Raw genomic sequence first — 25,559 nt, 5'->3', positions numbered from 1 at the left:
CTGCGCGCGTAGTCTCGGTGGTGCCGCACAGTCCCGTCGCTCCAGGAGACGCCATGACCGTTGAGATCGTCCGTCAGTCCAGCCCCGAGATCGTCGAGGCGATGGGCCGGCTCATCCCCCAGCTCTCCCGCAGGGCCCCTGTCCTCACGGCCGAGCAGTGCGAGGCCCTCGTGTCCCAGCCGGGCGTCTTCCTCTTCGTCTACCGCTCCTCCCGCCGGGCCGAGGACGGGACCTACCCGGTGCTCGGCATGCTCACCCTGGCGACCTTCACCATCCCCACCGGGCTGCGCGCCTGGGTGGAGGACGTCGTTGTCGACTCCTCCGCCCGCGGTCAGGGGGCCGGGCGCGCCCTGGTTGAGGCGGCGGTCGCCTACGCCGGGCAGATGGGGGCCAGGACCGTGGACCTCACCTCGCGCCCCTCGCGCGAGGCCGCCAACCGCCTGTACCAGCGGGCGGGATTCGAGCTGCGCGAGACGAACGTCTACCGCTTCACCGGCAGGTGAGCCCGCGTGCCCTGGCCGCCCGGGCCGGGGCACGCGGAGCCGGGGCGGCTCCCGCTCAGACCGCGCCCAGCGGCCAGGTGTTGCGCCCGTCGGCCGTGCGGTAGGGTAGCTCGCCGGTGGCCTCGTACGCCAGGTGCCAGTCCACGAGCGCGGCGACAGACGGCGTGGTGACGTCACAGCCGGCGACGACGTCGTCGGGGGCGCCAGCCATGGCGACGGCGACGTCCGCGACAGCGTGCATGGACATGTCGTTCCAGGAGTCCCCGACGGCGATCGTGCGCAGGCTCTCACCCTCGTGCGCCCCTCCCGGGCCCGTGAGCATGCCAACGAGCTCGGTCAGGCCGGTGCCCTTGGACACGCCCGCCGGGACGAGGTCCACGAAGTCCTGGTTGCGGACGCCCTCGAGGTCGGCGCCCCAGCGCTCGGCGACCGTCGCCTGGATGCGCTCAGCGGCCGCGGGGTCCGCCAGGTGCAGTGGGATGCCGATGACAGCGCGGCCCGCGAGCTCGGCGGTCGTGGCGTCGGTGAAGGCGGGCAGCAGCGCGGTGGCGTGCTCCTGCGTGTGGCGCAGGCGCAGGTCTCCCGCGGTGGTGGTGCAGAAGATCGTGATCGGGTCCTCCTCGCTGAGCACCTCCAGGACCTCGTCCACGAGCCCGTCGGGCAGGCTGCGGGCGGCCAGGACCCGGCCGGAGGCGTCGAGCAGGACGGCGCCGGTGTACAGCACGGCGTAGTCGTAGACGATGCCCGTGCCATCCACGCCGCAGGCGAGCGCCGTGTTGGACCGGCCCGTGTTCATGACGACGAGGTGGCCGGCCTGACGCCAGCGGGCCAGGGCGCGCACGTCAACGTCGCACACGCGGCCGTCGAACAGGAGGGTGCCGTCCATGTCCGTGGACAGCACGAGCCTCGGGTGGGACGGGGTGCCGATGGGGTGCTCCGACGGCGCACGGCCGCCGGGCACGTGGCTGGGGCCGTTGCGGGCTGGGTTCATGCTCTGGGGCATGTCAGCACTCCGGGACGTTGCGCTCGAGCTCGGCCAGCCAGGCGGAGGCGCAGGCGTCCGAGGGCATGCGCCAGTCCCCGCGCGGGGACAGCGAGCCGCCGGCGACCACCTTGGGGCCGTTGGGCAGGGTCGAGCGCTTGAACTGCTGGGAGAAGAAGCGCGTGAGGAACAGCCGCTCCCACCTCTTGATAGTGGCGAGGTCGTAGGAGACCCTCTCCTCCTCGGGCACCCCCACGGGCCACGTGCCCGCCGAGGCGTCCGCCCAGGCCTTCTCCGCCAGGAAGGCAATGCGCGAGGGACGCGCGCCCTGGCGCAGGACGTGCCACAGAGTGAAGTCCTGCAGGGCGTAGGGGCCGATCGCGGCCTGCGTGGACTGCAGGGGCTCGCCCTCGCCCGCCGGCACGAGCTCCGGGCTGATCTCGGTGGCGAGGACGGCCAGCAGGGTCTGGCTCACCTCCTCGGGGAACAGCCCCTCAGAGGCGACCCAGCGGATGAGGTGCTGGATAAGCGTCTTGGGGACGCCTGCGTTGACGCCGTAGTGGGCCATGTGGTCCCCGACGCCGAAGGTGCACCAGCCCAGGGCGAGCTCGGACAGGTCCCCGGTGCCCAGCACGATGCCGCCGCGCTGGTTGGCGATGCGGAAGAGGAAGTCCGTGCGCAGGCCCGCCTGGACGTTCTCGAAGGTGACGTCGTAGACCTCACGGCCGCGCTGGCCGAGCCCGTAGGGGTGGCGCATCTCGGCGAGCATCTGGGTGGCGGTGGGCCGGATGTCCAGGGTCTCGACGTGGCAGCCGAGCGCCGTCGCCAGGCGCAGGGCGTTGGCCTTGGTCTCCTCGCTCGTGGCGAAGCCCGGCATCGTCAGGGCGTGGATGTGCTTGCGCGGCAGCCCGAGCCGGTCCACGGCGCGGGCGGCCACGATGAGGGCCTGGGTGGAGTCGAGCCCGCCGGAGACGCCGATGACGATCCTGGGGCAGCCGGTGGCGCGCAGGCGCTGGACGAGGCCGGCGACCTGGATGCTGTAGGCCTCGTAGCAGTCCTGGGCGAGGCGGTCCGGCTCGTCGGGGACGAAGGGGAAGCGGTCCACGGCGCGCAGCAGCCCGATGTCGGTGCGCGGCACGCTCAGGCGCTCGTGGGAGACGGGCACGGTGCGGAACGAGCCGGTGCTGGCGAAGGTCGCTGCGGGGCGCAGGCCGGGCTCGGGGCGGGCGAGGGTCTGGCGGTTGTCATCGAAGGTGCTCCGGCGCAGCCGTTCAGCGGCCAGGCCCTCGACGTCGATGTCCACGACGGTGGCGCGTGGCCCCTGGGGGAAGCGCTCGGTGGAGCCCAGGAGCCTGCCGTTCTCGTAGACGAAGGTCTGGCCGTCCCAGGCGAGGTCGGTGGAGGACTCGCCCTCACCGGCGGCGGCGTAGAGGTAGGCGGCGATGTTGCGGGCGCTGGAGGCGCGCGCCAGCAGCTCGCGGTCCTGGGCGCGCCCCACCGTCACCGGGGAGCCGGAGATGTTGACCAGGACGGTGGCGCCCGCGAGCGCGGCGAAGGTGGAGGGCGGGGCGGGCACCCACATGTCCTCGCAGACCTCGACGTGGAAGGTCAGGCCCGGCACGCTGCGGACCTCGAAGAGGAGGTCGGTGCCGAAGGGCACGAGTGCCTCGGCGTCGTCACGGCCTGGCTCGGGGTCGAGGTCCGCCGACGGGGCCTTCACCCCGTGCAGGGTGATCGACGTGCTCGTCCCCACGCTGTCCCCGGCGGCGAAGTAGCGCCGCTCGTAGAACTCGCCGTAGGTGGGCGGGTAAGCCTTGGGGACGACGCCGAGGACCTGGCCCCCGGCGATGGCGACGGCGCAGTTGAACAGCCGGTGGCCCACGCGCAGGGGGGCGCCGACGATGACGGCGGGCAGGAACCCGACGCTGGCGGCCCGGATGGTCTCGATGGCGGCCAGGGTCTGCTCCAGCAGGACGTCGCTGAGAAGGAGGTCGTCCACGGAGTACCCGGTGAGACCGAGCTCGGGGAAGGCCGCCAGCGCCACGCCCTGCTCACCCAGGGCACGGGCCTGGGCGATGACGGCGCAGGCGTTGGCCGCCGGGTCCGCCAGGCGCACCGGCAGGGTGACGGCGGCGACGCGCGCGAATCCCTGGTCATAGGCGGAGCGGAAGACGATCGACGGCCGGTCGGCGGCGGCGGGGCTCATGGGGTGAGTCTGGCACGGGGCCGCGACACGGTCACGGGCCGTGAGCGGGGCCACCGCCGAGGGGGAAGGATGGGCGTATGAGTGCTCCCACCCCCGCCGCCTACCCGCCCGCACCCTGCCCGCAGCCGCTCGCGCCCGGCACCCGTACCGTCCTGGCCCACCGGGGTGCCAGCGCCCTGGCGCCGGAGAACACGCTGGCGGCCTTCCGGCGGGCCTCCGCGGAGGGGGCCGCCTGGGTGGAGCTCGACGTGGACGTCATCGGTGACGGCACCGTCATCGTCATCCACGACTCGGCCCTGGACCGCACGACGGACCACCGCGGCTCCTACTACGACCTCACGGCCGCGGACCTGACCGCCATCGACGCCGGCTCCTGGTTCACCGCGGCGGACGGCACCCGCCCCTACGCGGGCGAGAGCCTGCCGACCCTTCAGGCCGCGCTCGAGGTGGTCGGGGCCGCGGGCATGGGGGTCAATGTCGAGCTCAAGTCCTGCGAGGCGGGCGCCGCGGCCTGCCGCCGCCTGGTGGACGGCGTGGCCGCGCTGCTGGAGGCGCACGCCGAGCGCTGGCCCTCCTCGCAGGTGCTGCTGTCCTCCTTCAACCCGCTGCTGCTCGAGCGCGCGGCCCGGCGCCGTCCCGGCACGCCGCGCGCCCTGCTCACGGACAACGGCCTGCTGCTGGACGACTGGCGCTCCTTGGTCGAGGAGCTCGGCGCCGTGGCCGTCAACCCCGGGGACCGGACCCTGGAGCGCGGTCGCGTGGAGGAGATCCGCTCGCTGGGCTACGGGGTCAACGTGTGGACGGTCAACACCCTCGAGCGGGCGCAGGAGCTGTTCTCCTGGGGGGCGACGGGGGTCTTCACGGACCGGGTCCACGAGCTCCGCCACCTGGGCACCGGTGCGCCACCCGCCGGTCAGGGGCGGTAGACCTGCTTGAGTCCCTCGACGTAGACGCGCATCTCCTCGACCATCCCGGTGCGCAGGGCCTCGGGGGACTCAGAGCCCGGCGTCGTCGAGCACAGCCACTGCAGCTGGAGCCCGTCACTGAGGGCGGTGAGTGTGCGGGCCACGGCCGCCGAGGGGGCGTCCTCGCGCACGAGGCCGTTGGCCTTACCACGCTCCAGGGCGTGCGTGAAGCGCTCGATGGTCTGGGTCAGGTGGCTTGTGACCCAGCTGTGGGCGGGGTGCCCGGCGTCGAGCACGGCGATGGCGGTGGCCGTGTAGATGGCGACGAGGTCGCGGTGTTGGGTGTTGTGCTCGACAACACGCACGAAGGCGTCGAGCAGCTTCCAGGGGTCCTCGTCGAGGCTCGGATCCTGCAGCAGGGTGGCGACCATGTCGCGGTCACGACGCTCGAGCACCTTGGCGAAGAGCTGCTCCTTGGAGGAGAAGTGGTGCAGCAGGCCCGCCTTGGAGATCTCAGCGGCCTGGGCGATGTCCGCGAGGGAGGTGGCGGCGAAGCCGTGGGCGCCGAAGAGGGCGACGGCCTCGTTGAGGATGCGCTCGTGCTTGTCCTCACTGCCGGCGCGCGGGCGGCCGGGGCCGCGTCGCCGTGAGGTCCCGGCGGAGGCGGCGCCGGCTGTGGTGGAGTCATCGACGGTCATGGTGGACATTTTGACATCCGGTCGGATGCCTGAGGCGCGCATCGTGGTGGCGACGGGGTGACGACGAGCACGTGCCCGGTGGGGGGGGGGGGGTGGGGGGGGGGAGTAGCACGGTCGGGGTCGGTGGGAGGAAGGGGGGGGGGCGACGGGCGTTTTGTTCTGTGGTTGGCCCTTTGTGTCCCAACCCCCCGCCACCGGGTGCCTCAGGCCGCGCTGGGGGCGCTGGGCGCCGAGCGGACGGGGCCAGGACGGGACGTGAGGCTCAGGCCCTCAAGGTGGTCCCCGGCCACGTCCGCGACCACCTCCTGGCCGTCGGCGACCTCACCGGAGAGGATGAGACGAGCCAGGCGGTCACCGATCTCACGCTGGACAAGCCGGCGCAGCGGGCGGGCGCCGTAGACCGGGTCGTAACCCTCGTCCGTGAGCCACTCGCGGGCCGCCGGCGTCACCGTGAGGGTGAGGCGGCGGTCCACCAGGCGGCGGGCCATCGCGGCCAGCTGCAGGTCCACGATCTGGCCGAGCTCGCTCTTGCTCAGCGGGTCGAAGACCAGTGTCTCGTCGAGCCGGTTGAGGAACTCGGGGCGGAAGGCGGTGCGCACCGCCCCCATGACAGCCTCGTGCCTCTCCTGTGGCGACAGCAGCGGGTCCCCGAGGAACTGGCTGCCAAGGTTGGAGGTGAGCACCAGGATGACCTGACGGAAGTCAACGGTGCGGCCCTGGCCGTCGGTGAGGCGGCCGTCGTCGAGCACCTGCAGGAGGATGTCGAAGACCTCCGGGTGGGCCTTCTCCACCTCGTCGAGCAGGATGACGCTGTAGGGGCGCCGTCTCACGGCCTCGGTGAGCTGGCCGCCCTCCTCGTAGCCGACGTAGCCCGGAGGGGCTCCGACCAGGCGGGCCACGGAGTGCTTCTCCGAGTACTCGCTCATGTCCAGGCGCACGATGGCGCGCTCGTCGTCGAAGAGGAAGTCCGCCAGGGCCTTGGCCAGCTCGGTCTTGCCGACGCCGGTGGGGCCGAGGAAGAGGAAGGAGCCGGTGGGGCGGTCCGGGTCGGACACGCCGGCGCGCGAGCGGCGCACGGCGTCGGCCACGGCGGCGACCGCCACCTTCTGGCCGACCAGGCGCTCGCCGATGACCTGCTCCATGCGCAGCAGCTTCTCGGTCTCGCCCTGGAGCAGGCGGCCCACCGGGATGCCGGTCCAGGCGGCGACGACCTCCGCGACCTCCCCGGGGCCGACCTTCTCCGCGATCATGGGCTCGACGGCGGCGGCACCCGTGGCGGCGTCGGCCGCCTCGGCCTCGGCGATCTGCCGCTCGAGGGCGGGCATCTCGCCGTAGCGCAGGCGCCCGGCCTCCTCAAAGCGGGACTCGCGCTCGGCGAGGTCCGCCTTCGTGCGCAGCTCGTCCAGGGCGGCGCGCAGCTCGCCGACCTTGTTGTGGCCGGCTTTCTCCGCCTCCCAGCGGGCGTTGAGGACGGTGAGGGCCTCGGTGGCGTCGGCGAGCTCGGCGCGCAGGCGCTCCAGGCGCTCGCCGGCGGCCGCCTTCTCGACGGCGTCGCCGGAGCCGGAGACCTCGGCGTCCGCCCCCTCGGACTCCAGGAGGTAGGCCTCCTCCATGCGCATGCGGTCCACGCGGCGGCGCAGCTCGTCGATCTCGACGGGGCTGGAGTCGAGCTCCATGCGCAGGCGCGAGGCCGCCTCGTCGATGAGGTCGATGGCCTTGTCGGGCAGGTTGCGGTCGGTGATGTACCGGTCGGACAGCCGGGCGGCGGCCACGAGGGCGCCGTCGGAGATCGTCACGTGGTGGTGCGCCTCGTACTTGGGGGCGATGCCGCGCAGGATGGCGACGGTGTCGGCGACGCTCGGCTCGCCAACGAGAACCTGCTGGAAGCGGCGCTCGAGGGCAGGGTCCTTCTCGACGTTCTCGCGGTACTCGTCGAGGGTCGTGGCACCGACCAGCCTCAGCTCGCCGCGCGCGAGCATGGGCTTGAGCATGTTGCCTGCGTCCATGGCGCCCTCGGAGCCGCCACCGGCCCCCACGACGGTGTGCAGCTCGTCGATGAAGGTGATGACCTCGCCGTCGGAGTCCTTGATCTCCTTGAGGACCGCCTTGAGGCGCTCCTCGAACTCGCCGCGGTACTTGGCGCCCGCCACCATGCCGGACAGGTCGAGGGCGATGAGGCGCTTGCCGCGCAGGGAGTCGGGCACGTCGCCGGCGACGATGCGCTGGGCCAGGCCCTCGACGACGGCGGTCTTGCCGACGCCGGGCTCCCCGATGAGGACGGGGTTGTTCTTGGTGCGGCGCGACAGCACCTGGATGACACGGCGGATCTCGGCGTCGCGGCCGATGACGGGGTCGAGCCGGCCCTCGCGGGCGGCCTCGGTCAGGTCGGTGCCGTACTTCTCGAGGGTCTTGTAGGTGCCCTCGGGGTTGGCGGAGGTGACGTGGCCGGAGCCGCGGACCTGGGGCAGGGCCGCGCGCAGGGCCTGTGCGGTGGCGCCGGCCTGCGTGAGGGCCTTGGCCGCGGGGTCGCTGGCCTCGCCCTCGGCCAGGGCGAGGAGCAGGTGCTCGGTGGAGACGTACTCGTCGTCAAGGTCCTTGGCCTCGCTGCCGGCCTTGTCGAGGGCGGCGAGCAGGGCGCGCGACGGCTGGGGCCGGCCGGTGGTGGGCCCGGCGGAGCTGGGCAGGGCGCTGAGCGTGCGCCGGGCGGCGGCGCCGACGGCGGTCAGGCCCTCGTCGCCGACGGTGGCGGCCAGCAGCGCCGGGGCGACGCCGTCGGCCTGGGAGAGGAGCTCGGCCAGCAGGTGGGAGGTCTCGATCTGGGGGTTGCCGGCCGCGGCGGCGGCCTGCATGGCCCCACTGATCGCCTCCTGCGACCGGGTGGTGTAGCTGGTGTCCATACGGACCTCCTTCGGGCGAGGTGGCTTCTGTACGACCGACTCAACCATCACAGAGTTGAGTCTATTCCGCTCAACCTTTGTGGCCGTCGGTGCCGGGTCTCTCTCTCGCGGGCACCGACGGCGACGGGCCCACCTCGCGGCGGCCGCCTCGCCTCGTGGATGACGCAGACGTCCGGAACTGGCTCGATTCTGCCGAGGCTGCCGTCGTCCGACGCCGTGCCACCCGACGGAAGGAGACTGACATGGGACTTGACGACCTGGCGAAGAAGGCCACCGACGCCCTCGGTTCCGACAAGGCCGAGGAGCTCAGTGACAAGGTGCTCGACGCCGCGGCCGACGCCGCCAAGAAGGCGACCGGCGGCAAGTGCGACGACAAGATCGACGCCGCCCGCGACACCGTCGACGGCAAGGTCGGCACCAACTGAGCCGCCTGCTCAAGGCACCGTGACCTTCTGGTCGCAGGAGCGAGGGCCCCGCACCGTGTGGTGCGGGGCCCTCGTGCGGTCCCGGGCTGCGCCGGCCGCGGCTACTGCGCGTTGAGCGCTGCGGTCGGGGGCGTGCGCGAGGCCCGCACGGCCGGGTACATGCCTGCCAGGGCGCCGATGACGATGGTGGCCCCCAGGCCGCCGGCGACGGCGATCAGCGGCAGGGTGAAGGGCCAGCCGTTCGCGGCCGCCATACCGGCGGTCACCCCGACGCCGATGACGCAGCCCAGGGTTCCTCCCAGGGTGGACAGCAGCAGCGCCTCGGCCATGAACTGCACGAGGATGTGGCCGCGCATCGCCCCCAGGGACCGTCTCAGCCCGATCTCCCGACGGCGCTCCAGCACCGAGATGATCATGGTGTTGGCGACCCCGATGCCGCCGACGAGCAGGGCGATGGAGCCCACGCCCAGCAGCAGGCTGGTGAAGGCCTGGTCGGCCGCGTTCTTGGCCTCCAGCGCGTCCGAGGGGCGCGAGACCTTGACCTCGTTGGGGGCCTGGGGTGAGATCGACGGCGCCAGCAGGTCGCGCACCTGGGTGACGGCGGAGTCCTGGCTACGGGTGTAGACCGTCGTCGGCTTGGCGTCGTGCCCCATCAGGTTGGTGGCGACGTCCTGGCCGACGAGCGCCGCGGAGTCGAGCTCGGGGGCCAGGACCACCGGTTTGAGGATGCCCACCACCGTGAACCAGTGGCCGCCGAGCCACACCTTGGTGCCCGGGGTGACGACGCCCAGGCGCCGGGCGGCCGTGTGCCCCAGGACCGTGGCCGGGTACTGGCTGGTGGCCTCGTTGAGCCAGGTGCCGCGGTCGATCTGCCCGGCGACGACGTCGAGCAGCGAGAGGTCCGCCGCCATGGTAGTGATGCCGCCGGAGGCGTTGCGGTCGATGAGCGGGCTGCGGTATACCAGCGCGTTCTTGACCACGCCGGTGCTGGAGGCGCTCTCCACCTGGTCGATGAGCCGGACCCTGCCGACGGTGTCCTGCGGCAGGGAGGAGGAGTTGCCGAAGAGGTCCTGACCGGCGGAGGCCGTCAGCAGGTTGGTTCCCAGCGAGTCGAGCTGGGCGGTCAGCTGTGCCCGGCTGGAGGCGGAGATGCCGACCACCGCGATCATGGCGGCGATGCCGATGGCGATGCCCAGTGCGGACAGGAAGGCTCGGGTGGGGCGGGCCTTGATCCCGGTCCCCCCCAGGCGCAGCACGTCCGACAGGCGCAGCCGCGAGCGCCGCAGCGTCCGGGACGAGGCGTGGTGCCCGGCCTTGGTGGGCTTGTCGGCCGTGCCGAGCGCGACCTCAGCGGAGTGGTCAGGACCGGGCGATGCCATGGGCGACCTCCTTCTGGCTTGAGTCCCCCACGATGCGGCCGTCGCGGATGGCGATCTGCCGGGGCAGCTGGGCGGCCAGCTCGTTGTCGTGGGTGATGACGATGATGGTGGTTCCCTGCTCGTGGAGCTCGTGGAGGAGCTCGACGATCGAGGCCCCGGAGGCGGAGTCGAGGTTGCCCGTGGGCTCGTCGGCGAGCAGCAGCGGGGGCTCGCCGACCACGGCCCGGGCGATGGCCACGCGCTGGCGCTCACCGCCGCTCATCTGGTGGGGCCGGTGGTCGAGCCGGTGGGACAGGCCGACGCGCTCCAGGGCGATGCGGGCGCGCCGGCGCCGCTCGGAGCGGGGGATGCCGCTGTACAGGAGCCCGTCAGCCACGTTGTCGACCGCGTTGACGCCGTCGGCCAGGTGGAACTGCTGGAAGACGAAGCCGATGCGGCTGGCACGCAGGGCCGAGAGCTTGGCGTCGGACAGGGAGCCGACGTCGACGCCGTCGATCTCGACGGTGCCCGAGCTGGGCCTGTCCAGGGTGCCGATGAGGTTGAGGAGCGTGGACTTGCCTGAGCCCGAGGGGCCGACGACGGCGACGAACTCGCCGTAGTCGACCTCCAGGCTCACGCCCGCGCAGGCGGCGACGGGAGGCTCCCCGTAGGTGCGTCGCACGTCGCGCAGGGACAGGATGGGGCTCATGTCTGCGGCACCACCACTCGGGTCCCCTCGGCGATGTCGTCGCCGGAGACCTCGACACGTCCGCCGGCGAACAGGCCGATGGTGACGGGCACCTTGCGGGTCGTGCCGTCGGACTCGACGATCTCGACACCGAACTGGTTCGGGGTCAGGGCCAACAGGGCGCCCACCGGCACCGACAGGACGTCCTCACGCGTCTCGCTGGGCAGGGCGACGGTGACCGAGACCTCCTGGAAGTTGGCGGTCGCGGAGGCGTCGTCGAGCGTGACGGTGATGGGGATGACCCGCTCCTTCGTCTCGGAGCCGCCCGAGCCCGAGCCCGAGCTCTTCTCGGTGGGAGTGCCCACCGCACTGATCGTGCCGGTCGTGGTCGTGGCGTCGGGCAGCGTGATGGTCACGGCGGTGCCGACGACGGCGAGCCGCTGGTCGGAGAGCTTGACGTTGGACTCGACCACCTGGGTGGTGGAGGTGACGTCACAGATCTCGCTGTCGATGCCGACGCGGTCCCCGACCCGGGCACTGACCGTTCCCACGCGCAGGTCGCCCGGGACGAAGACCATCCGCCCCAGGGGGATGGTCCCGGTCTGGGGTAGCCCGACCGCCTTCTGCCACTTCATGATGGCGTTGGTGGTGTACCAGGTGAAGCGGTTGTCGGGCTCGTTCTCGAAGTAGCCCATGCCCTGGAGGATGGTCTCCAGCTGCCGGATGTCCTCGCCGTTGTCCATCCCCGCCTCGAAGCTGCGCCAGGCGGGAATGGCACCGTGCATGAGGTAGGCGTACTCGCTGCCCGTGCTGTAGATGACATCCCCGTGCGTGAGCACCGTGCCGGAGCTCGGCACCTGGACGAGGACGCCGTCGAAGCCGGACTTGAGCTTGTGCGGATCGGCGTAGCGCAGGGTGCCGGTGACAGAGGTCTCACCCTTGAGGTCGCCCCGGGTGACCGTGTCCGTGGCGCCCGTGAAGGCGGAGGCCGTCGGCTTCGGCTCGGGGGCGAAGGGCCCGGTCTTGGAGGCGAAGGCGCCTGCGCCCGCGCCCGCGGCCAGGACCGCGACGGTCCCCAGGGCCAGGAAGGTCCGTCGCCGGGTGCGGCGCACCGCGCTCAGGTCTGCCTCAGTGCCGGTCGGGTCGTCGTCGCCCTGCGTGGAGATGGTGGTCGAGTTCATGTACGTGCCTGTCTGAGTGTGTCTGCGCGGCTGTCCGGCCGCGTACGTCGTCGTGTGGCTGAGGGGCTCCGCGTCACTTGCTTCCGAGGTCGGAGAAGCACCTGTTCATGACGTCCTGGGGGATGTCACCGTTGAGCTGAAGGCCCTTGTCGGCCTCGGGGTCGGGGACGTCGTAGCCCGCGTCACGAAGGCACTGGGCGGCCTGGACGAGGTCCTGCTGAACCGTGGGGTTGGAGAGGTCCTCCGTGCCCGGAGCGGGGCCGACGACCTGCTGGCACTCCTCGGCGGCCGCGTAGGCGGCGTCGGTCTCGGGGAACTGCATGTTGCCGTTGGCGTCGGGGTCGGAGACGTCGATGCCCTTGTCGCGCATGCACTGGGCCATCCTGAGCAGGTAGTCGTCGGCGCTGGTCGCGGAGGCGGAGGCCTGGGCGGACGAGTCCGTCTCGGAGCCGGAGCATCCGGTCACGAGCCCGACGGCGCAGGCGGTGCAGGTCAGCAGCGCGGCGGCGCGGGTGATGATCCGGGTGTTGAGGCTCTTCTTCATGGGAGGGGGTCCTTTCGGCTAAGTCGGGGGCGGCGCGGGGACGCCCCTTCGGTCACAAGACAGCCAACCGGTGACGGTGTTGCCGCGGCGTTCAAGGATTCGCTTATGTCGCCGTAACACGTGGTGCCGACGTCGGCGCCGGGCGACAAGGCGGGCCGCGAGCGGGTAGACAAGGGGGCATCACCTCGGCCGGGGCGCACCGGTCCCGGCCGAGCGGGTGTGAGACCAACCGAGACCACAGCGAAGGAGTCAGGACAATGCGTGTGCTCGTCGTGGAGGATGAGGAGTACCTCGCCGAGGCCGTCGCCACCGGGCTGCGCCGCGAGGCGATGGCGGTGGACGTCGTCGGTGACGGGGCCAGCGCCCTGGAGCAGGTGGCGACCAACGACTACGACATCGTCGTCCTGGACCGGGACCTGCCCGTCGTCCACGGTGACGAGGTCTGCCGACGGGTGGTCGACGAGCACCCCGAGGTCCGCATCCTCATGCTCACCGCGTCCCGGGCGCTGGACGCGCGCGTGGGCGGCTTCGAGCTGGGGGCGGACGACTACCTCACCAAGCCCTTCGAGTTCCCCGAGCTGGTGGCCCGGCTGCGGGCCCTGGGGCGGCGCAGCCAGCCCGCGCGCACTCCGGTCATCGAGGCCCACGGGGTGCGTCTGGACCCCTTCCGCCGGGAGGTCTACCGCGACGGGCACTTCATTCGTCTGAGCCCCAAGGAGTTCGCGGTCCTCCAGGTCCTCATGGAGGCCGAGGGCGGGGTCCTCAGCGCCGAGACGCTCCTGGAGAAGGCCTGGGACGCCAACGCGGACCCCTTCACCAACTCCACCCGGGTGACGATCTCCCACCTGCGCCGCAAGCTCGGTGAGCCGTGGGTGATCCAGACGGTCCCCGGCGCGGGCTACAGGTTCAGCGCATGAGCGGGCGGGAGCCCCGGCCCGACGACGGGGGGCACGGGTCGCAGCGGACCGGCACCCGCTCGGGGCGCCAGGAGCGGTCGCGTCGCCCCAAGCGCCTGAGCATCCGCACCCGGCTGACCCTGACCTACGCTGGTCTGGTGACGGCCGCCGGCGCGGTCCTCATCGCCCTGGTCTACGTCTACACCCGCTACGTCACGCTCCGCATCGAGATCAGCGGACCGGTGGGGGACACCGCCGTCGCACCGACCGTGCAGACCAGCGAGGCCACCCAGGTGGACACGAACCTGTTCGACCTGCTCGGCAGCATCATGCGTTCAGCCGTCGGCGTGCTGGCGCTGCTCGTGGTGCTCTCCGGCACCGTCGGCTGGGTCCTGGCGGGGCGGATGCTGCGGCCGCTGTCGTCGATGAACACGGCCGCCAAGCGCGCTGCCTCGGGCGACCTCAGCCAGCGTCTGGCCCTCGCCGGGCCGCGCGACGAGATCCACGACCTGGCGGACACCTTCGACCACATGCTGGCCTCCTTGGAGCGCTCTTTCTCCGCGCACCGGCGCTTCGCGGCCAACGCCTCCCACGAGCTGCGCACTCCCCTGGCCACGACTCAGACGATGATCGAGGTCACCCTGTCCGACCCGAAGGCCTCGGCCGAGGACCTGCGCCGGGTGCTGGGCCGGGTGCTGGAGACCAACCGGGCCAACCGGGAGACGATTGACGCCCTGCTGGACCTGGCCGACGCCCAGTCCGGCAGACTCGCCCGCGAGGACGTCGACATGGGGGCGACGGTCCGTGACGCCCTGGCGCTCATCGCCCCGCAGGTCGCCGAGCGTGGGCTGAGGCTGTCCGCCCACCTGCTGCCCGCCCGGGTCCCGGGCGACCCGGTGCTGCTGCGTCAGAGCGTGGTCAACCTCCTGCGCAACGCAGTCCGCTACAACACCGACGGCGGCCGGATCACCGTCGGGATGGCGCACCTGGCAGACGGCGTACGGCTGACGATCCGCAACGACGGCGCCCCGGTCGCACCGGACAGCGTCGAGTCCCTGCGTGAGCCCTTCGTCCGCGGCGAGGGCCGGGGACGGACCCGGGGGTCCGGTCACGGCCTGGGCCTGGCCATCGTGACCGCCGTGGCCACCGCCCACGGCGGTCACCTGAGCCTGAGCGCGAACCCCACCGGCGGGCTGACCGCCGTCCTGGAGCTGCCCGGGGACGAGGAGGAGTCCTATGCGTCCGTGGCGGGTCGGCCCGAGGGCCTGTGACCCCGTCGACCGGTCGCCACGACCTGGACCTCGCCGTCGGCGGCGGCGGCGAAGACCCGGTGGACCGCCGCCTGGCGCAGCCACAGGAGCCGGTTCTCCCGCTCGAGCTGCTCGACCCGGCGCTCCAGGTCGAGCACGCGCCGGATCCCCTCGAGGTTGACGCCCTCCTGGCTCAGGGCCTGGACGCGGCGCAGGCGCTCGACGTCGCGGTGCGAGTAGCGCCTGCCCTGGCCCGGGGTGCGGGCCGGGGAGACGAGGCCCAGGCGGTCGTACTGGCGCAGGGTCTGCGGGTGCATGCCGGCGAGGCCCGCGGCCACGGAGATGACGTAGACCGCGCGCTCCTCGGCGTCCTCCGCGAGGAAGGCGAGCCCCTGGCCGGTACGACGCCGGCTCACGTCGCAGCCTCCTCACGAAGGACGGCACGCGGGTCCGTGTCCCCCATGGCGGTGTCGAAGGCCTCCAGGGCCTCCTTCGCCCGGGGCGAGAGCGTGCGCGGCACGGCCACCTGGACCGTGACCAGCAGGTCCGAGGTGCCCTTGCGCAGGGCGATGCCCTTGCCGCGCAGGCGCATGACGGTGCCGGAGGGGGTGCCGGCCTTGATCTTGACGCGCGTGCTCGTGCCGTCCAGCAGGGGGACCTCAACGGTGGCGCCCAGGGCCGCCTCCTTGAGGGTGACGGGCAGGTCCATGCGCAGGTTCGCGCCGTCGATGCTGTAGACGGGGTGCTTGTCCACGTGGACCGTGACGACCATGTCCCCGTTCTCGCCGCCGGCCTGGCCGGGCCGGCCCTTGCCGCGCAGGCGGATCTTCTGGAGGTCGTGGACGCCGGCCGGGATACGGGTGGTGATGGTGCGCCCGTCCGCGGTCAGCTCGACCGTGTCCCCCTCGACGGCCTGGCGGAAGCCCAGACGCACGTCGGTGAGGACATCGGGGCCCTTGCGCGGCTCGGGCTGGGAGCCGAATCCCCCGAAGCCGAAGCTGAAGCCTCCGGCCTGGCCGCCGCGGCGGGTCGGGCTGGGCTGGCCGCCGAACTGGCGCAGCAGGTCGTCGAGGTCGATGTTCTGGGCGCCAGCGCCGCCAGAGCCGAACATGGAGAAGATGTCCTCGAAGCCGCCGCCCCCCGCGCCACCGGCGGTGAAGCGGGCGCCGCCGCCCGCCATGGAGCGGATGGCGTCGTACTGCTTGCGGTCCTTGGCGTCGGACAGGACCGCGTAGGCCTCGCCGACCTCCTTGAACCTCTCCGCGGCGACGGCGTCGTCAGGGTTGCGGTCCGGGTGGTACTTCTTGGCGAGGGCGCGGTAGGCCTTCTTGATGGTGGCGGAGTCGGCGTCCTTGGCGACACCGAGGACGGCGTAGAAGTCCTTGTGCATCCAGTCCTGGCTGGCCATGTCACCACCTCCTGCGTGATGTGGTCGTGGGCGTGTCTTTCTGTGGGGTCCGTGAGGGCTGTGAGGTGGTGGCGGACGCCAGTGGGAGCCGCCACCGCCGTCGGGACCCCGGAAGGTCCCGACGGCGGCCGGCCTCAGGCCGGGTTGGCGACCTGGACGCGGGCGGCGCGCACCACCTTGTCCCCCAGGCGGTAGCCGGGCTGGAGGACCAGGGCGATGGTCGGCTCGCTGACCTCCTCGGACTCGGTGGCCATAAGCGCCTCGTGAAGCGTCGGGTCGAAGACGTCGCCGACCTCGCCGAAGCGCGTGAGGCCGAACTTCTCGCCGAGGATCGACTCGAGCTTGGTGGCGGTGGTGGCGAAGGTGCCGGTGAGGTCGCCGTGCTGGTCGGCCAGCGCGATCTCGTCGAGGACGGGGATGAGCGCCTCGACGACGCTGGCGCGCCCGGTCTCACGGTGTCCGGCGGCCGCCTCGCGCGAGCGGCGCACGAAGCCCTGGTACTCCTGCTGGAGGTTGTACAGGTCCGCGCGGGCGCGGGCGAGGTCGTCCGTCAGCTGTGCCGCCGCGGCCTGGGCGTCGGCCAGGGGGTCGGGCTCGGCGGTCTGCGCCTCCTGCCCCGGGGCCGCCCCGGCGGCGTCGAGATCACTGGGCTCGACGCCGTCGAAGGCGGCCTCGACGGCCTCGGCGAGGGCCGGGTCGACCGGCTCGTCCTGGCCGGGGGCCTCGTGGGTGCTCACTTGGCGTCCTCGTCATCGACGATCTCGGCGTCGACGATGTCGTCGTCGGCGGCGGGGGCGCCGGTGGCCTCGGAGGCGGCGGCAGCAGCCTGGTCCTGGGCGTACAGGGCCTCCCCGATCTTCTGGGCGACCGAGCCCAGCTTCTCCTGGGCGGTGCGCACGGCGTCGATGGAGTCGCCCTCGAGGGCCTTCTTGAGCTCGTCAACGGCGCCCTGGACCTCGCTGGAGACGTCCTCGGGGAGCTTGTCCTTGTTGTCCTTGAGGAGCTTGTCAATGGAGTAGGCCTGCTGCTCGGCGGCGTTGCGGGTCTCAGCCTCCTCGCGGCGCCGCTTGTCCTCCTCAGCGTGGGCCTCGGCCTCCTTGACCATGCGGTCGATGTCCTCCTTGGGCAGCGCCGAGCCGCCGGAGATCGTCATCGACTGCTCCTTGCCCGTGCCGCGGTCCTTGGCGGAGACGTGCACGATGCCGTTGGCGTCGATGTCGAAGGTGACCTCGATCTGCGGGACGCCGCGGGGGGCCGGGGCGATGCCGGTGAGCTCGAAGGTGCCCAGCGGCTTGTTGTCGCGGGCGAACTCGCGCTCGCCCTGGTAGACCTGGATGAGCACGGAGGGCTGGTTGTCCTCGGCGGTGGAGAAGACCTCGGAGCGCTTGGTCGGGATGGCCGTGTTGCGGTCGATGAGCTTGGTCATGACGCCGCCCTTGGTCTCGATGCCGAGGCTCAGCGGGGTGACGTCGATGAGCAGGACGTCCTTGCGGTCGCCCTGGATGACGCCGGCCTGCAGGGAGGCGCCCAGGGCGACGACCTCGTCGGGGTTGACGCCCTTGTTGGGCTCCTTGCCGCCGGTGAGCTCGCGCACGACGTCGGAGACGGCCGGCATGCGGGTGGAGCCGCCGACGAGGACGACGTGGTCGATCTCCGACAGGGAGACGCCGGCGTCCTTGATGACGTTGTGGAAGGGGATCTTCGTGCGCTCGAGCAGGTCCGCGGTCATCTCCTGGAACTGGGCGCGGGTGAGGCGCTCGTCGAGGTGGATGGGGCCGGCCTCGCTCATGGACAGGTACTGCAGGTTGATGTCGGTGCTGGTCGCGGTGGACAACTCCTTCTTGGCCTGCTCCGAGGCGTCCTTGAGGCGCTGCATGGCGATCTTGTCCTTGGACAGGTCCACACCGCTCTTGTCCTTGACCTGCTTGACGAGCCAGTCGACGATGCGGGCGTCCCAGTCGTCACCACCGAGGCGGTTGTCACCAGAGGTGGAGCGGACCTGGATGGTGGAGAAGCCGTCCTCGTCCTTGCCGACCTCGAGCAGGGAGACGTCGAAGGTGCCGCCACCGAGGTCGAAGACGAGGATGAGCTCGTCCTCCTTGCCCTTGTCCAGGCCGTAGGCGAGGGCCGCGGCGGTGGGCTCGTTGACGATGCGGTCCACGGTCAGGCCCGCGATCGTGCCGGCCTCCTTGGTGGCCTGGCGCTCGGCGTCGTTGAAGTAGGCGGGTACGGTGATGACCGCGTTGGTGACGGGCTCACCGAGGTAGGCCTCGGCGTCGGCCTTGAGCTTGGCGAGGATGCGGGCGCTGATCTCCTGGGCCGTGTAGGTCTTGTCGTCGATCTTGACGCTCCAGTCGGTGCCCATGTGGCGCTTGACGGAGGAGACGGTGCGCTCGACGTTGGTGACGGCCTGACGCTTGGCGATCTCGCCGACAAGGACCTCGCCGGACTTGGAGAAGGCGACGACAGAGGGGGTGGTGCGTCCGCCCTCGGCGTTGGGGATGATCGTGGGCTCCCCACCCTCGAGGACGGCGATGGCGGAGTTGGTGGTTCCGAGGTCGATACCGACGGCGCGTGCCATGTGGTGCTCCTAGCTGTTGGGATAGTTGAGTCGTATGCGCTCAGGATTGTGGTTGAGTCGAGGCTTGTCAACTTCACCGACCACAACCTTGAGTCTGACTGGCTCAACTTTGGGGGCGGCGAGGTTATTCCCGCCCCGGCCGGGCAGGCGCCGCGACGCGTCGGCCGGGCAGGCGCGCGACGCAGCGCGGAGGGACGCCGGGCCGCCCGGGAGGGGCACGGGGCCCACCCGAAGAGCCGCAGGTGCGGCCGCGGCGCCCAACGCACCACTGCGCGCACCCCCACATCCTGAGCACTGTGGACACATCCATCGTGTCGGCACCCCATGTGACAATGCCGCCATGCACCTGGCGTACGTCGACGACTCCGGTGACTCGAAGCACGGTACGACTCTCACTGCGGTTCTGGTCTAGGACCGAGCCTGGAACGCCACCCTCCAAGCGTGGTTGGACGGACGCCGGTCCATCACCGACGACTTCGGAGTGCCCAAGGGCACAGAGCTCCACGCCGCCGACCTGTACAAGGGGCGAGGCCTTCGAAACACCAGCTCGGGCAACACACTGTCCCCCAGGCAACGCGCCGCTATCGGCCGCATCATGCTCTCGCACCTCGCCAAGCCCGAAGGGGTCCAGGTGGTCACCTTGGCCATGTCCGAGCGGTCCAAGCCACAGGGCTACGCACAACTCATCTCATGGCTCAACGAGTGGGCCAGCGACAACGACACCACCGTCATGGTCCTGTACGACGGCCAGCAGGGCTACCCCGCCTCCCCGTCCGCCACTGAGCAACAGGCTCGCGACACATGGGAGAGGGCTCTGCGCGACGCGTCCCCGCTACGCGATGTCCACCGCGGTCTACCCATCACGACTCGAAGAATCGTTGAGGACGTGGTGATGCAGGACAGCCGCTACAACCAGCTCATCCAAGCGGCAGATCTCGCAGCCTACGGCGCATTCCACAAGCACGTCCAGGAACGCCAGGACATCTGGGGCACAGACATCGCTCCTGTGCCCGACGCCATCAAGGCTTACATGTGCTTGCGCGAGCGCTGGATCCCTGACACCGACCACGGCATCATCTGGTTGGGCTGACCCACGCAAAGACCCTCGGCCATATGGCCGAGGGTCTGCGAAGGGCGAGACCCCGTGGGCGACCTTGTTGGCCGTATAGGGCCTCGCGTTGCTCACGGTACCAGAGACTCAACCTACGAGGCAACGGCCTCGCAGGGCCCGTGTCATCCTCGCGGCCGATCCGTCGGCTGAGGCTCCGGGCAACACTGTGCTCATGCCCTCCACGACCAGCGCCGAGTCCGTCATCGCCGCTCGTGACCTCGTCGTCGGCTACGGCGGCAACCCGGTGTGCTCCCCCGCCACCTTCCCCCTCCACGCCGGCCAGGCGCTCTTCCTCGTCGGCGTCAACGGAGCCGGCAAGTCCACGCTCCTGCGAACCGTCTGCGGCATGCTCCCCCCGATCAACGGGAGCATCACCGTCCTGGGCGAGAAGCCGGAGCCGCGCTCGGCGGCCTTCCGGGCCGCCGTCACCGCACGTCACGGCCGTGGCGCTGCCCGCCCTCGGAGCCGCCCTCATCGCCGTCACGACAGGCATCCTCGTTCTGCTCGTCAACCCGAGGTTGGAGAGCATCCCCGACCCCGAGCTGGCGGAGACCAGCCGACGCCCTGCTGCTCTCACGCCAGCCCTGGCGCCTGGCGCAGGCCGCCGCGGGCGCTGGATTGTCGGCCCTGCTGCTCATTCCCGGGCTGCACTGGGCGGTGAGCACCGGCATCCTCGTGTGCTCGGCCGCCGTGGCCGCCATCGCGGTCGCCGACCCCGCCCGGCGGGCGGCCGACGGCGGCGGGGCCGGCTGGCTGCTCGGGGCCGGGCTGCTCTCGGGCATCGGCTGGGGCGCCGTCGCCCTGCGCTCGGGCACGCGCGCCGCCCCGGACTGGTCGGAGTTCATCGCCTCCCCGATCGGCCCGATCCCCGAGGTCTACATCCGCTCCCTGTCGCAGGGTCCGGACACCGCGGCGCTCGTCGTGTGGCCCCTCGTCATGGTCCTGCTTGGCGGCGGGGCCGGCCCCAAGCTCCTTGTGGCGCAGGCCGTCGTCAGCGGCTTCGCCGTCGTCGCCGCCTTGTGGATGGGCGGCGAGGACTGAGCCGGGGCGGCCCGCGACGCCCTCGGCGCCTCGGAGTCAGCCCTCCTCGGACAGGACCTGCTCGATGTCGACGACCCCGGCCCGTATCGCCGTCAGGACGAGCTGGACCCGGTCACGGCTACCGGTCTTGGCCAGAAGGTGGGACACGTGCGTCTTGATGGTCGTCATCGACAGCCACAGGCGGTCGCACAGCTCCTGGTTCGTCAGCCCCAGCGCGATGAGCCGCAGCACCTCGCGCTCGCGCTCCGTGAGCTCGGCCAGCAGGGGCTGCTGACCTCCCCCGTCCGCGGCCTCACCGGCGTGCGCTCCCCCGCGGGTCCCCTGGCGCACCGCCGTCAGCAGGCGTCGCGTCGGGCCAGGTGAGATGACGCTGTCTCCGGCGTGGACGGTGCGGATCGCCGCCAGCAGGTCCGCCGGCGGGGTGTTCTTGAGCAGGAACCCGGCCGCCCCCGCCTCGATCGCCCCGAGCACGTAGCCGTCGGTGTCGAAGGTCGTGAGGATGACCACCCTGCCCTGCGCGCCGTCGGCGACGAGCCGCCGCGTCGTCTCGATGCCGTCCATCCCCGGCATCTGCACATCCAGCAGGAGCACGTCCACCGGGTCGCTGGCGGCCCGGCGCAGCGCCGTGGCGCCGTCGGTGGCCTGCCAGACCACCTCCATGTCCTGCTGGGCGGACAGGATCATCGCCAGCCCGGCGGTCAGCAGGGGCTCGTCGTCGGTCAGGGCCACCCGGATGGGGGCCGTGCTCGCGGCGCTCATGCCTCACCCCCGGCGAGAGGGAGGACGGCGTGCACCCGCCAGCCGCCCTCGGGCAGGGCGCCGGCCGTGAGGGTGCCGCCGAGGGCGTGGACGCGCTCACTCATCGACACCAGCCCCAGCCCGGTGCGGCGGGCCCCGTCGGCGGAGGCCGTGTCGGCGACGCCCGTGGCGGCGGCCAGGCCGGAGACGGCGGTGTCGGAGGCGGCGTTGGACACCATGAGGTCGAGCCGCCCCCCGGTGACCTCGATGCCGACCTCGACCGCGGCGCCGGGAGCGTGGCTCACCGCGTTGGTCAGCGCCTCCTGCACCACCCGGTAGACGCAGGCACCCACCGGTGAGGGGACGGCGGCGGAGACCGTCAACCGCAGCGTCAGGGCGGTGCCCACCTCGCGCACACCCGCCACGAGACCCACCAGCTGCTCCATGCCCGGCTCGTCGGCGACCGGCCGATCCGAGGGCGCTGCGGCACCCGCCGCGGCAGACGGCACGCTCACCGCGTCGTCGCTACGCAGGACGTCGACGAGGGCGCGCACGTCGTCCACGGCGCGACGGCTCGTCTCCCCGATGACCGCCAGGGCGCGCTCAGCCTCGGCGGGGCTCGTGGCCAGGACGGCGCGGGCACCCTCGGCCTGCATGGCGACGACGGACAGGCAGTGACCGACGAGGTCGTGGACGTCGCGGGCGATGCGGTTGCGCTCCTGGACCACCGCCAGGCGCCGCTCCGTCTCCCGCTGGGCCCAGAGCAGCTCCAGGCGCTCACGCACCTGTTCGCGGCGCTCACGGGTGCGGCGTCGCAGCAGCCCGGCCAGGGCGGCCGCCGTCATGAAGACCAGGGCGACGGAGACGATGACGCCCGCCCGAGCCGGCTCCATCGCCAGACCCGAGGCCCGGTAGGACACGAGGAGGGTCCCCGCGGCCGCACCCGCCGCCTGACCGGCCAGAAGGACCCAGGCCCAGGGGCGCGGCAGACGGCTCGTCGTCGTCTCCACGGCCATGAGCCCCGCCACAACGACGAGGAAGGACAGGCTGGAGTAGCACACCAGGTGCACGAGGCAGACCAGGCAGGTCGCCACCACGCTCGCCGTCGGCAGGACGCGGCGCAGGAGCGTGGAGACGGCGCACACCGCCACCAGGGCGACGAAGACGCCCTCGCCCACCCGCGTGCTGCCACCGATGACGATGTCGGGCGTGACCACGGGGTTGGCCAGGCTGATCATCCCGACGTACACGACGAGGACGGCGGCAAGCACGTCCGGCCACGCGGGACGCGGCAGCCGTCTCAGGGTGCTCAGCGCAGCCTCCCCGGCGCTCTGCTGGGACCGAGTCATGCCCGCCACCGTACCGGTGCGGGCGCGCCGGCTCGTCCTACCCGGGTATGACGGTCGGGGCCCGGCGGGGCGGCAAGGATCAGACCGCGGCCTGACGACTGCGGGCCGCGCGCCCGCAAGCCTTGGGGCCATGACGCACCACCCTCTCACCCACCCTCACCCGCCGACCCGGCAGCGTCCCACCGCGGCCGCCGTCCGCCCCGCTCACCGCGACCTCGCGGTCGTCACCCACGCCCTGACGAAGACCTTCGGCACCGGCGCCAAGGCGCGCACCGTCGTCACCGACCTCGACCTGGCGGTCCCGCGGGGCGCCGTCTACGGCTTCCTGGGCCCCAACGGCTCGGGCAAGTCAACGACGATGAAGATGCTCCTGGGGCTGCTGGCCCCCACCCGCGGCGACGTCGCCCTCATGGGCGAGCCCCTCAACCGCTCCACACGCGCCGGCCTCATTGCCCGCACGGGCTCGATGATCGAGCAGCCGCCCGGCTACGGGCACCTCACGGGCGCGGAGAACATGCGCATCATCGCCCGGATGCTCCACCTGACCCAGGCGCAGGTGGACCGCGCCCTGGCCCTCGTGCGCCTGAGCGAGCACAAGGACCGTCTCGTGCGCACCTACTCGCTGGGCATGAAGCAGCGCCTGGGCATCGCCATGGCCCTGGCCCGCGAGCCCGAGCTGCTCATCCTCGACGAGCCCACCAACGGCCTCGACCCGGCCGGTATCGAGGAGGTGCGTCACCTGCTCGTTGCCCTTGCCGGTGAGGGGGTGACCGTCATGGTCTCCAGCCACCTGCTTGACGAGATCGACCGCACCGCCACCGTCCTGGGGGTGCTTGCCGCCGGGCGCCTGGTGTTCCAGGGCACGCGCGCCGCGCTCATGGAGCGCTCCGTGCCGGACCTGCGCGTCGTCACCCCTGACACCGCCTCCCTCACTCGTGAGACGGTCGGACGGCTGCTGGCCGGGCTGGTCGCGGCCCCCGGCAGTGTCACGCGCACGAGCGACGGCCTCATCGTGCCCGGGCTGCCGGACGACGGCGTCGCCGAGCTCGTGCGCCGGCTGGTGGCCGAGGGGCTGAGCGTCCACGAGCTGCGGCGCGAGCCCCAGAGCCTGGAGGACGTGTTCATGTCCCTCACCGGTGGGGTGGGGGTGCTGTGATGACGACGCCGGCCCTGAGCGCGTCCCCGGCCGCTGCGGACCGCGCCTCCAGGCGCACGACCCACCCGAGCAGCCCGTCCTGGGCGACGGCCGTGCGCCTGGAGGTCGCCAAGATGCGTCGGCTGCGGCTGTGGCCCATCGCCCTGGTGCTGCTGGCCGCCGCCGTCGCCCTGTCCCTGCCCATGTCCGCCTCCTCCCGAGACTCCCTCGTCCACGCGACCACGGACCCCTGGCCCGCCCAGCTGCTGAGCGTGTCGATGTCGGCCGCGCTCTTGTCCCCCCTGCTCGTGTCGGTGCTGGCCAGCCGGCTCGTCGACGTCGAGCACACCGGCGGGGGCTGGAACATGTCCGCCACGATGGGGCTCACGCCCGGCCGGCTGTGCCGCACCAAGCTCACCGCCCTGGCCGGGGCACTCGCCCTCATCGTCCCCCTGCAGGTCATGGTTCCGGTGCTTGCCGGGCGCCTGCTCGGCGCCACCTGGGCACTGGAGGCCGTCCCATGGGCGGCATACACCCTGGGCCTGCTGCTCCTCGACGTCGTCGCCTGCGGGCTCTACCTCCTGGTGGCCGCGCTGGTGGACAACCAGATCATCTGCGTCGGTCTGGGGTTCCTCGGCTCCTTCATCGCCCTGTTCAGCCTGCTCATGCCGCCGTGGGCGGCGCGCCTCGTGCCCTGGGGCTACTGGGCGCTCATCACCCCGACGTCGGCCAGCGGCGACATCCGCGCACACACCTACCGGGTGGTCTACGCCTCCCCCAGCTGGCCGTGGATCCTCGGTTTCCTCCTCCTGGGGGCCGCCGTCTTCGCCGTCGTCACCGCCCGACTCGACCGGATCGAGAAGTAGGACATGAGCACCACCGCACACTCCCCCCGTACCCGAGTCGGCCTGCTGTCACTCATGGCGGTCGAGGCGCTCAAGCTGCGCCGCTCCCTCGTGTGGCTCTTCGCCCTCCTGCTGCCCCTGCTCGCCGTCATCACCGGCAGCGTCAACTACTCCGGCAACCAGGAGATCCTGACCCAGGGCTGGGCCTCCTACACGAGCCAGGTGACGGTGTTCTACGGCCTCTTCTTCTTCTCCGTCGGCGTCGCACTCATGTGCGCGGCCGCGTGGCGCACCGAGCACCGCGGGACCTCGTGGAACGCGATGCGCACGACCCCCGCCAGCGTCGTGCAGGTCGCCGTCGCCAAGACGCTCACCACCATGGTGCCGGTTGCGGCGATGCAGGCGGTGCTCGTCGCCCTCACCTGGCTCTCGGGCGCCCTCGTGCTCGACCTGCCGGGCACCCCGCCCGCAACGGTGGTGGTGACCGGGGCGCTGGCGACCGTCGCGGCCCTGCCGCTCGTGGCCCTGCAGTCCCTGATGGCCATGCGTCTGCAGTCCTTCGGCGCCCCCGTGGCGCTGGGCCTGGCGGGTACAGTCATCGGCATCGGGATCAGTGCCAGGGCCACGGCACTAGCACACCTGTGGCCCTACTCGCTGGTGACCGCCGCCCAGTCCCTGGGATCGACGGCGCTGAGCAGCGCCGGACAGCTCAGCTGGGAGGACGTCAGCCCGGTCCTGGCAGGCACCGCCGTGTCCGCGGCGGTGTGCTGGGGCCTGCTCATGGTGCTTGCCGACCGCAGCGCCAGGCGGTGAGGGCG

The 25,559-nt window shown here is 72.0% G+C and carries 25 protein-coding genes; 11 read left to right on the top strand and 14 right to left on the bottom strand.

The window, feature by feature from the left end:
- Nucleotides 1–53: 53 nt before the first annotated feature.
- Nucleotides 54–503 carry a GNAT family N-acetyltransferase gene (locus tag ACSJJR_RS08275; protein ID WP_435943023.1) on the top strand — a complete coding sequence of 150 codons (450 nt, stop codon included), beginning with the start codon at nucleotides 54–56 and terminating at the stop codon, nucleotides 501–503.
- Between the two features lie 55 nt (nucleotides 504–558).
- Here the strand turns inward: ACSJJR_RS08275 and ACSJJR_RS08270 are convergent, their stop codons facing one another.
- Nucleotides 559–1,506 carry an HAD-IIB family hydrolase gene (locus ACSJJR_RS08270; RefSeq protein WP_435943022.1) on the bottom strand — a complete coding sequence of 316 codons (948 nt, stop codon included), beginning with the start codon at nucleotides 1,504–1,506 and terminating at the stop codon, nucleotides 559–561.
- Between the two features lies 1 nt (nucleotide 1,507).
- Entirely contained in the window at nucleotides 1,508–3,691 is a 2,184-nt protein-coding gene (locus ACSJJR_RS08265) for an NAD(+) synthase (protein WP_435943021.1), read from the bottom strand.
- 77 nt (nucleotides 3,692–3,768) lie between these two features.
- Between ACSJJR_RS08265 and ACSJJR_RS08260 the strand changes: the two genes are divergently transcribed.
- Nucleotides 3,769–4,617: a glycerophosphodiester phosphodiesterase family protein gene (locus ACSJJR_RS08260; protein ID WP_435943020.1), complete on the top strand. Its 849-nt coding sequence runs from the start codon at nucleotides 3,769–3,771 to the stop codon at nucleotides 4,615–4,617.
- On the opposite strand, the gene ACSJJR_RS08255 is transcribed toward ACSJJR_RS08260, so the two are convergent.
- Together ACSJJR_RS08255 and ACSJJR_RS08250 are read right to left on the bottom strand one after the other, a co-directional pair.
- Nucleotides 4,605–5,303 (bottom strand): TetR/AcrR family transcriptional regulator, encoded by a 699-nt coding sequence (locus ACSJJR_RS08255; protein ID WP_435943019.1) that lies wholly within the window; start codon nucleotides 5,301–5,303, stop codon nucleotides 4,605–4,607. The genes ACSJJR_RS08260 and ACSJJR_RS08255 overlap by 13 nt on opposite strands.
- Before the next feature lie 194 nt (nucleotides 5,304–5,497).
- Nucleotides 5,498–8,191, bottom strand: a complete 2,694-nt coding sequence (locus ACSJJR_RS08250; protein ID WP_435943018.1) for an ATP-dependent Clp protease ATP-binding subunit — start codon at nucleotides 8,189–8,191, stop codon at nucleotides 5,498–5,500.
- Nucleotides 8,192–8,433: 242 nt separating this feature from the next.
- Here ACSJJR_RS08250 and ACSJJR_RS08245 point away from each other — a divergent pair, with 242 nt between their 5' ends.
- Nucleotides 8,434–8,616, top strand: coding sequence for an Rv0909 family putative TA system antitoxin (locus tag ACSJJR_RS08245; RefSeq protein ID WP_435943017.1), 183 nt, complete (start codon nucleotides 8,434–8,436; stop codon nucleotides 8,614–8,616).
- A 101-nt stretch (nucleotides 8,617–8,717) separates the two neighbouring features.
- Here the strand turns inward: ACSJJR_RS08245 and ACSJJR_RS08240 are convergent, their stop codons facing one another.
- From ACSJJR_RS08240 to ACSJJR_RS08225, 4 genes are all read right to left on the bottom strand, one after another.
- Nucleotides 8,718–9,995, bottom strand: coding sequence for an ABC transporter permease (locus tag ACSJJR_RS08240; RefSeq protein ID WP_435943016.1), 1,278 nt, complete (start codon nucleotides 9,993–9,995; stop codon nucleotides 8,718–8,720).
- On the bottom strand, nucleotides 9,976–10,683 hold the full coding sequence (locus ACSJJR_RS08235) for an ABC transporter ATP-binding protein (RefSeq protein ID WP_435943015.1): 708 nt from the start codon (nucleotides 10,681–10,683) through the stop codon (nucleotides 9,976–9,978). Before ACSJJR_RS08235 ends, ACSJJR_RS08240 begins: the two co-directional genes overlap by 20 nt.
- Nucleotides 10,680–11,843, bottom strand: a complete 1,164-nt coding sequence (locus tag ACSJJR_RS08230) for a peptidoglycan-binding protein (protein WP_435943014.1) — start codon at nucleotides 11,841–11,843, stop codon at nucleotides 10,680–10,682. Before ACSJJR_RS08230 ends, ACSJJR_RS08235 begins: the two co-directional genes overlap by 4 nt.
- Before the next feature lie 73 nt (nucleotides 11,844–11,916).
- Nucleotides 11,917–12,387, bottom strand: coding sequence for a hypothetical protein (locus ACSJJR_RS08225; RefSeq protein WP_435943013.1), 471 nt, complete (start codon nucleotides 12,385–12,387; stop codon nucleotides 11,917–11,919).
- 257 nt (nucleotides 12,388–12,644) lie between these two features.
- On the opposite strand from ACSJJR_RS08225, the gene ACSJJR_RS08220 reads away from it, so the two are divergent.
- Nucleotides 12,645–13,304, top strand: a complete 660-nt coding sequence (locus ACSJJR_RS08220) for a response regulator transcription factor (RefSeq protein WP_435943012.1) — start codon at nucleotides 12,645–12,647, stop codon at nucleotides 13,302–13,304.
- Nucleotides 13,301–14,554, top strand: a complete 1,254-nt coding sequence (locus tag ACSJJR_RS08215; RefSeq protein WP_435943011.1) for a sensor histidine kinase — start codon at nucleotides 13,301–13,303, stop codon at nucleotides 14,552–14,554. The genes ACSJJR_RS08220 and ACSJJR_RS08215 overlap by 4 nt, the downstream gene beginning before the upstream one ends.
- Here ACSJJR_RS08215 and ACSJJR_RS08210 read toward each other — a convergent pair.
- The 4 genes from ACSJJR_RS08210 to dnaK form a co-directional block, all read right to left on the bottom strand.
- Nucleotides 14,518–14,949 (bottom strand): heat shock protein transcriptional repressor HspR, encoded by a 432-nt coding sequence (locus tag ACSJJR_RS08210; RefSeq protein WP_435943010.1) that lies wholly within the window; start codon nucleotides 14,947–14,949, stop codon nucleotides 14,518–14,520. The two genes, ACSJJR_RS08215 and ACSJJR_RS08210, sit on opposite strands and share 37 nt — an antisense overlap.
- Nucleotides 14,946–15,941, bottom strand: a complete 996-nt coding sequence (locus ACSJJR_RS08205; RefSeq protein WP_435943009.1) for a DnaJ C-terminal domain-containing protein — start codon at nucleotides 15,939–15,941, stop codon at nucleotides 14,946–14,948. The genes ACSJJR_RS08210 and ACSJJR_RS08205 overlap by 4 nt, the downstream gene beginning before the upstream one ends.
- A 134-nt stretch (nucleotides 15,942–16,075) precedes the next feature.
- The gene (locus tag ACSJJR_RS08200; RefSeq protein ID WP_435943008.1) at nucleotides 16,076–16,678 is read right to left on the bottom strand and encodes a nucleotide exchange factor GrpE; all 603 of its coding nucleotides are present in this window, start codon (nucleotides 16,676–16,678) and stop codon (nucleotides 16,076–16,078) included.
- The gene (dnaK, locus tag ACSJJR_RS08195; RefSeq protein ID WP_435943007.1) at nucleotides 16,675–18,522 is read right to left on the bottom strand and encodes a molecular chaperone DnaK; all 1,848 of its coding nucleotides are present in this window, start codon (nucleotides 18,520–18,522) and stop codon (nucleotides 16,675–16,677) included. Before dnaK ends, ACSJJR_RS08200 begins: the two co-directional genes overlap by 4 nt.
- A gap of 445 nt (nucleotides 18,523–18,967) precedes the next feature.
- On the opposite strand from dnaK, the gene ACSJJR_RS08190 reads away from it, so the two are divergent.
- The 3 genes from ACSJJR_RS08190 (at nucleotide 18,968) to ACSJJR_RS08180 (ending at nucleotide 20,674) form a co-directional block, all read left to right on the top strand.
- A complete protein-coding gene (locus tag ACSJJR_RS08190) occupies nucleotides 18,968–19,612 on the top strand; it encodes a DUF3800 domain-containing protein (protein ID WP_435943006.1) in 645 nt (214 codons plus the stop codon).
- A 193-nt stretch (nucleotides 19,613–19,805) separates the two neighbouring features.
- A complete protein-coding gene (locus ACSJJR_RS08185; protein WP_435943005.1) occupies nucleotides 19,806–20,294 on the top strand; it encodes an ATP-binding cassette domain-containing protein in 489 nt (162 codons plus the stop codon).
- Nucleotides 20,252–20,674, top strand: a complete 423-nt coding sequence (locus ACSJJR_RS08180; protein WP_435943041.1) for a hypothetical protein — start codon at nucleotides 20,252–20,254, stop codon at nucleotides 20,672–20,674. The genes ACSJJR_RS08185 and ACSJJR_RS08180 overlap by 43 nt, the downstream gene beginning before the upstream one ends.
- A 36-nt stretch (nucleotides 20,675–20,710) precedes the next feature.
- Here the strand turns inward: ACSJJR_RS08180 and ACSJJR_RS08175 are convergent, their stop codons facing one another.
- Nucleotides 20,711–21,433, bottom strand: a complete 723-nt coding sequence (locus ACSJJR_RS08175; protein WP_435943004.1) for a response regulator — start codon at nucleotides 21,431–21,433, stop codon at nucleotides 20,711–20,713.
- Entirely contained in the window at nucleotides 21,430–22,761 is a 1,332-nt protein-coding gene (locus ACSJJR_RS08170; RefSeq protein WP_435943003.1) for a sensor histidine kinase, read from the bottom strand. Before ACSJJR_RS08170 ends, ACSJJR_RS08175 begins: the two co-directional genes overlap by 4 nt.
- A gap of 130 nt (nucleotides 22,762–22,891) precedes the next feature.
- On the opposite strand from ACSJJR_RS08170, the gene ACSJJR_RS08165 reads away from it, so the two are divergent.
- From ACSJJR_RS08165 to ACSJJR_RS08155, 3 genes are read left to right on the top strand one after another with little or no spacing between them, the layout of a single operon-like run.
- Complete coding sequence (locus ACSJJR_RS08165) at nucleotides 22,892–23,917, top strand: ABC transporter ATP-binding protein (RefSeq protein ID WP_435943002.1); 1,026 nt, start codon at nucleotides 22,892–22,894, stop codon at nucleotides 23,915–23,917.
- The gene (locus ACSJJR_RS08160; protein ID WP_435943001.1) at nucleotides 23,917–24,762 is read left to right on the top strand and encodes an ABC transporter permease; all 846 of its coding nucleotides are present in this window, start codon (nucleotides 23,917–23,919) and stop codon (nucleotides 24,760–24,762) included. The genes ACSJJR_RS08165 and ACSJJR_RS08160 overlap by 1 nt, the downstream gene beginning before the upstream one ends.
- Before the next feature lie 3 nt (nucleotides 24,763–24,765).
- Nucleotides 24,766–25,554, top strand: coding sequence for an ABC transporter permease (locus tag ACSJJR_RS08155; RefSeq protein WP_435943000.1), 789 nt, complete (start codon nucleotides 24,766–24,768; stop codon nucleotides 25,552–25,554).
- Nucleotides 25,555–25,559: the final 5 nt, after the last annotated feature.

This window comes from Actinomyces sp. W5033 (assembly GCF_051303165.1).
This window is presented reverse-complemented; position numbering and strand designations above follow the sequence as displayed.

Bases quoted from the DNA above. Each gene is read 5' to 3' on its own strand.
- dnaK (WP_435943007.1), bottom strand. From the start codon at position 18,522: ATGGCACGCGCCGTCGGTATCGACCTCGGAACCACCAACTCCGCCATC.
- ACSJJR_RS08160 (WP_435943001.1), top strand. From the start codon at position 23,917: ATGACGACGCCGGCCCTGAGCGCGTCCCCGGCCGCTGCGGACCGCGCC.
- ACSJJR_RS08165 (WP_435943002.1), top strand. From the start codon at position 22,892: ATGACGCACCACCCTCTCACCCACCCTCACCCGCCGACCCGGCAGCGT.
- ACSJJR_RS08275 (WP_435943023.1), top strand. From the start codon at position 54: ATGACCGTTGAGATCGTCCGTCAGTCCAGCCCCGAGATCGTCGAGGCG.
- ACSJJR_RS08225 (WP_435943013.1), bottom strand. From the start codon at position 12,387: ATGAAGAAGAGCCTCAACACCCGGATCATCACCCGCGCCGCCGCGCTG.
- ACSJJR_RS08255 (WP_435943019.1), bottom strand. From the start codon at position 5,303: ATGTCCACCATGACCGTCGATGACTCCACCACAGCCGGCGCCGCCTCC.
- ACSJJR_RS08230 (WP_435943014.1), bottom strand. From the start codon at position 11,843: ATGAACTCGACCACCATCTCCACGCAGGGCGACGACGACCCGACCGGC.
- ACSJJR_RS08235 (WP_435943015.1), bottom strand. From the start codon at position 10,683: ATGAGCCCCATCCTGTCCCTGCGCGACGTGCGACGCACCTACGGGGAG.
- ACSJJR_RS08270 (WP_435943022.1), bottom strand. From the start codon at position 1,506: ATGCCCCAGAGCATGAACCCAGCCCGCAACGGCCCCAGCCACGTGCCC.
- ACSJJR_RS08155 (WP_435943000.1), top strand. From the start codon at position 24,766: ATGAGCACCACCGCACACTCCCCCCGTACCCGAGTCGGCCTGCTGTCA.
- ACSJJR_RS08245 (WP_435943017.1), top strand. From the start codon at position 8,434: ATGGGACTTGACGACCTGGCGAAGAAGGCCACCGACGCCCTCGGTTCC.
- ACSJJR_RS08175 (WP_435943004.1), bottom strand. From the start codon at position 21,433: ATGAGCGCCGCGAGCACGGCCCCCATCCGGGTGGCCCTGACCGACGAC.
- ACSJJR_RS08170 (WP_435943003.1), bottom strand. From the start codon at position 22,761: ATGACTCGGTCCCAGCAGAGCGCCGGGGAGGCTGCGCTGAGCACCCTG.
- ACSJJR_RS08205 (WP_435943009.1), bottom strand. From the start codon at position 15,941: ATGGCCAGCCAGGACTGGATGCACAAGGACTTCTACGCCGTCCTCGGT.
- ACSJJR_RS08265 (WP_435943021.1), bottom strand. From the start codon at position 3,691: ATGAGCCCCGCCGCCGCCGACCGGCCGTCGATCGTCTTCCGCTCCGCC.
- ACSJJR_RS08240 (WP_435943016.1), bottom strand. From the start codon at position 9,995: ATGGCATCGCCCGGTCCTGACCACTCCGCTGAGGTCGCGCTCGGCACG.
- ACSJJR_RS08260 (WP_435943020.1), top strand. From the start codon at position 3,769: ATGAGTGCTCCCACCCCCGCCGCCTACCCGCCCGCACCCTGCCCGCAG.
- ACSJJR_RS08250 (WP_435943018.1), bottom strand. From the start codon at position 8,191: ATGGACACCAGCTACACCACCCGGTCGCAGGAGGCGATCAGTGGGGCC.
- ACSJJR_RS08215 (WP_435943011.1), top strand. From the start codon at position 13,301: ATGAGCGGGCGGGAGCCCCGGCCCGACGACGGGGGGCACGGGTCGCAG.
- ACSJJR_RS08220 (WP_435943012.1), top strand. From the start codon at position 12,645: ATGCGTGTGCTCGTCGTGGAGGATGAGGAGTACCTCGCCGAGGCCGTC.
- ACSJJR_RS08185 (WP_435943005.1), top strand. From the start codon at position 19,806: ATGCCCTCCACGACCAGCGCCGAGTCCGTCATCGCCGCTCGTGACCTC.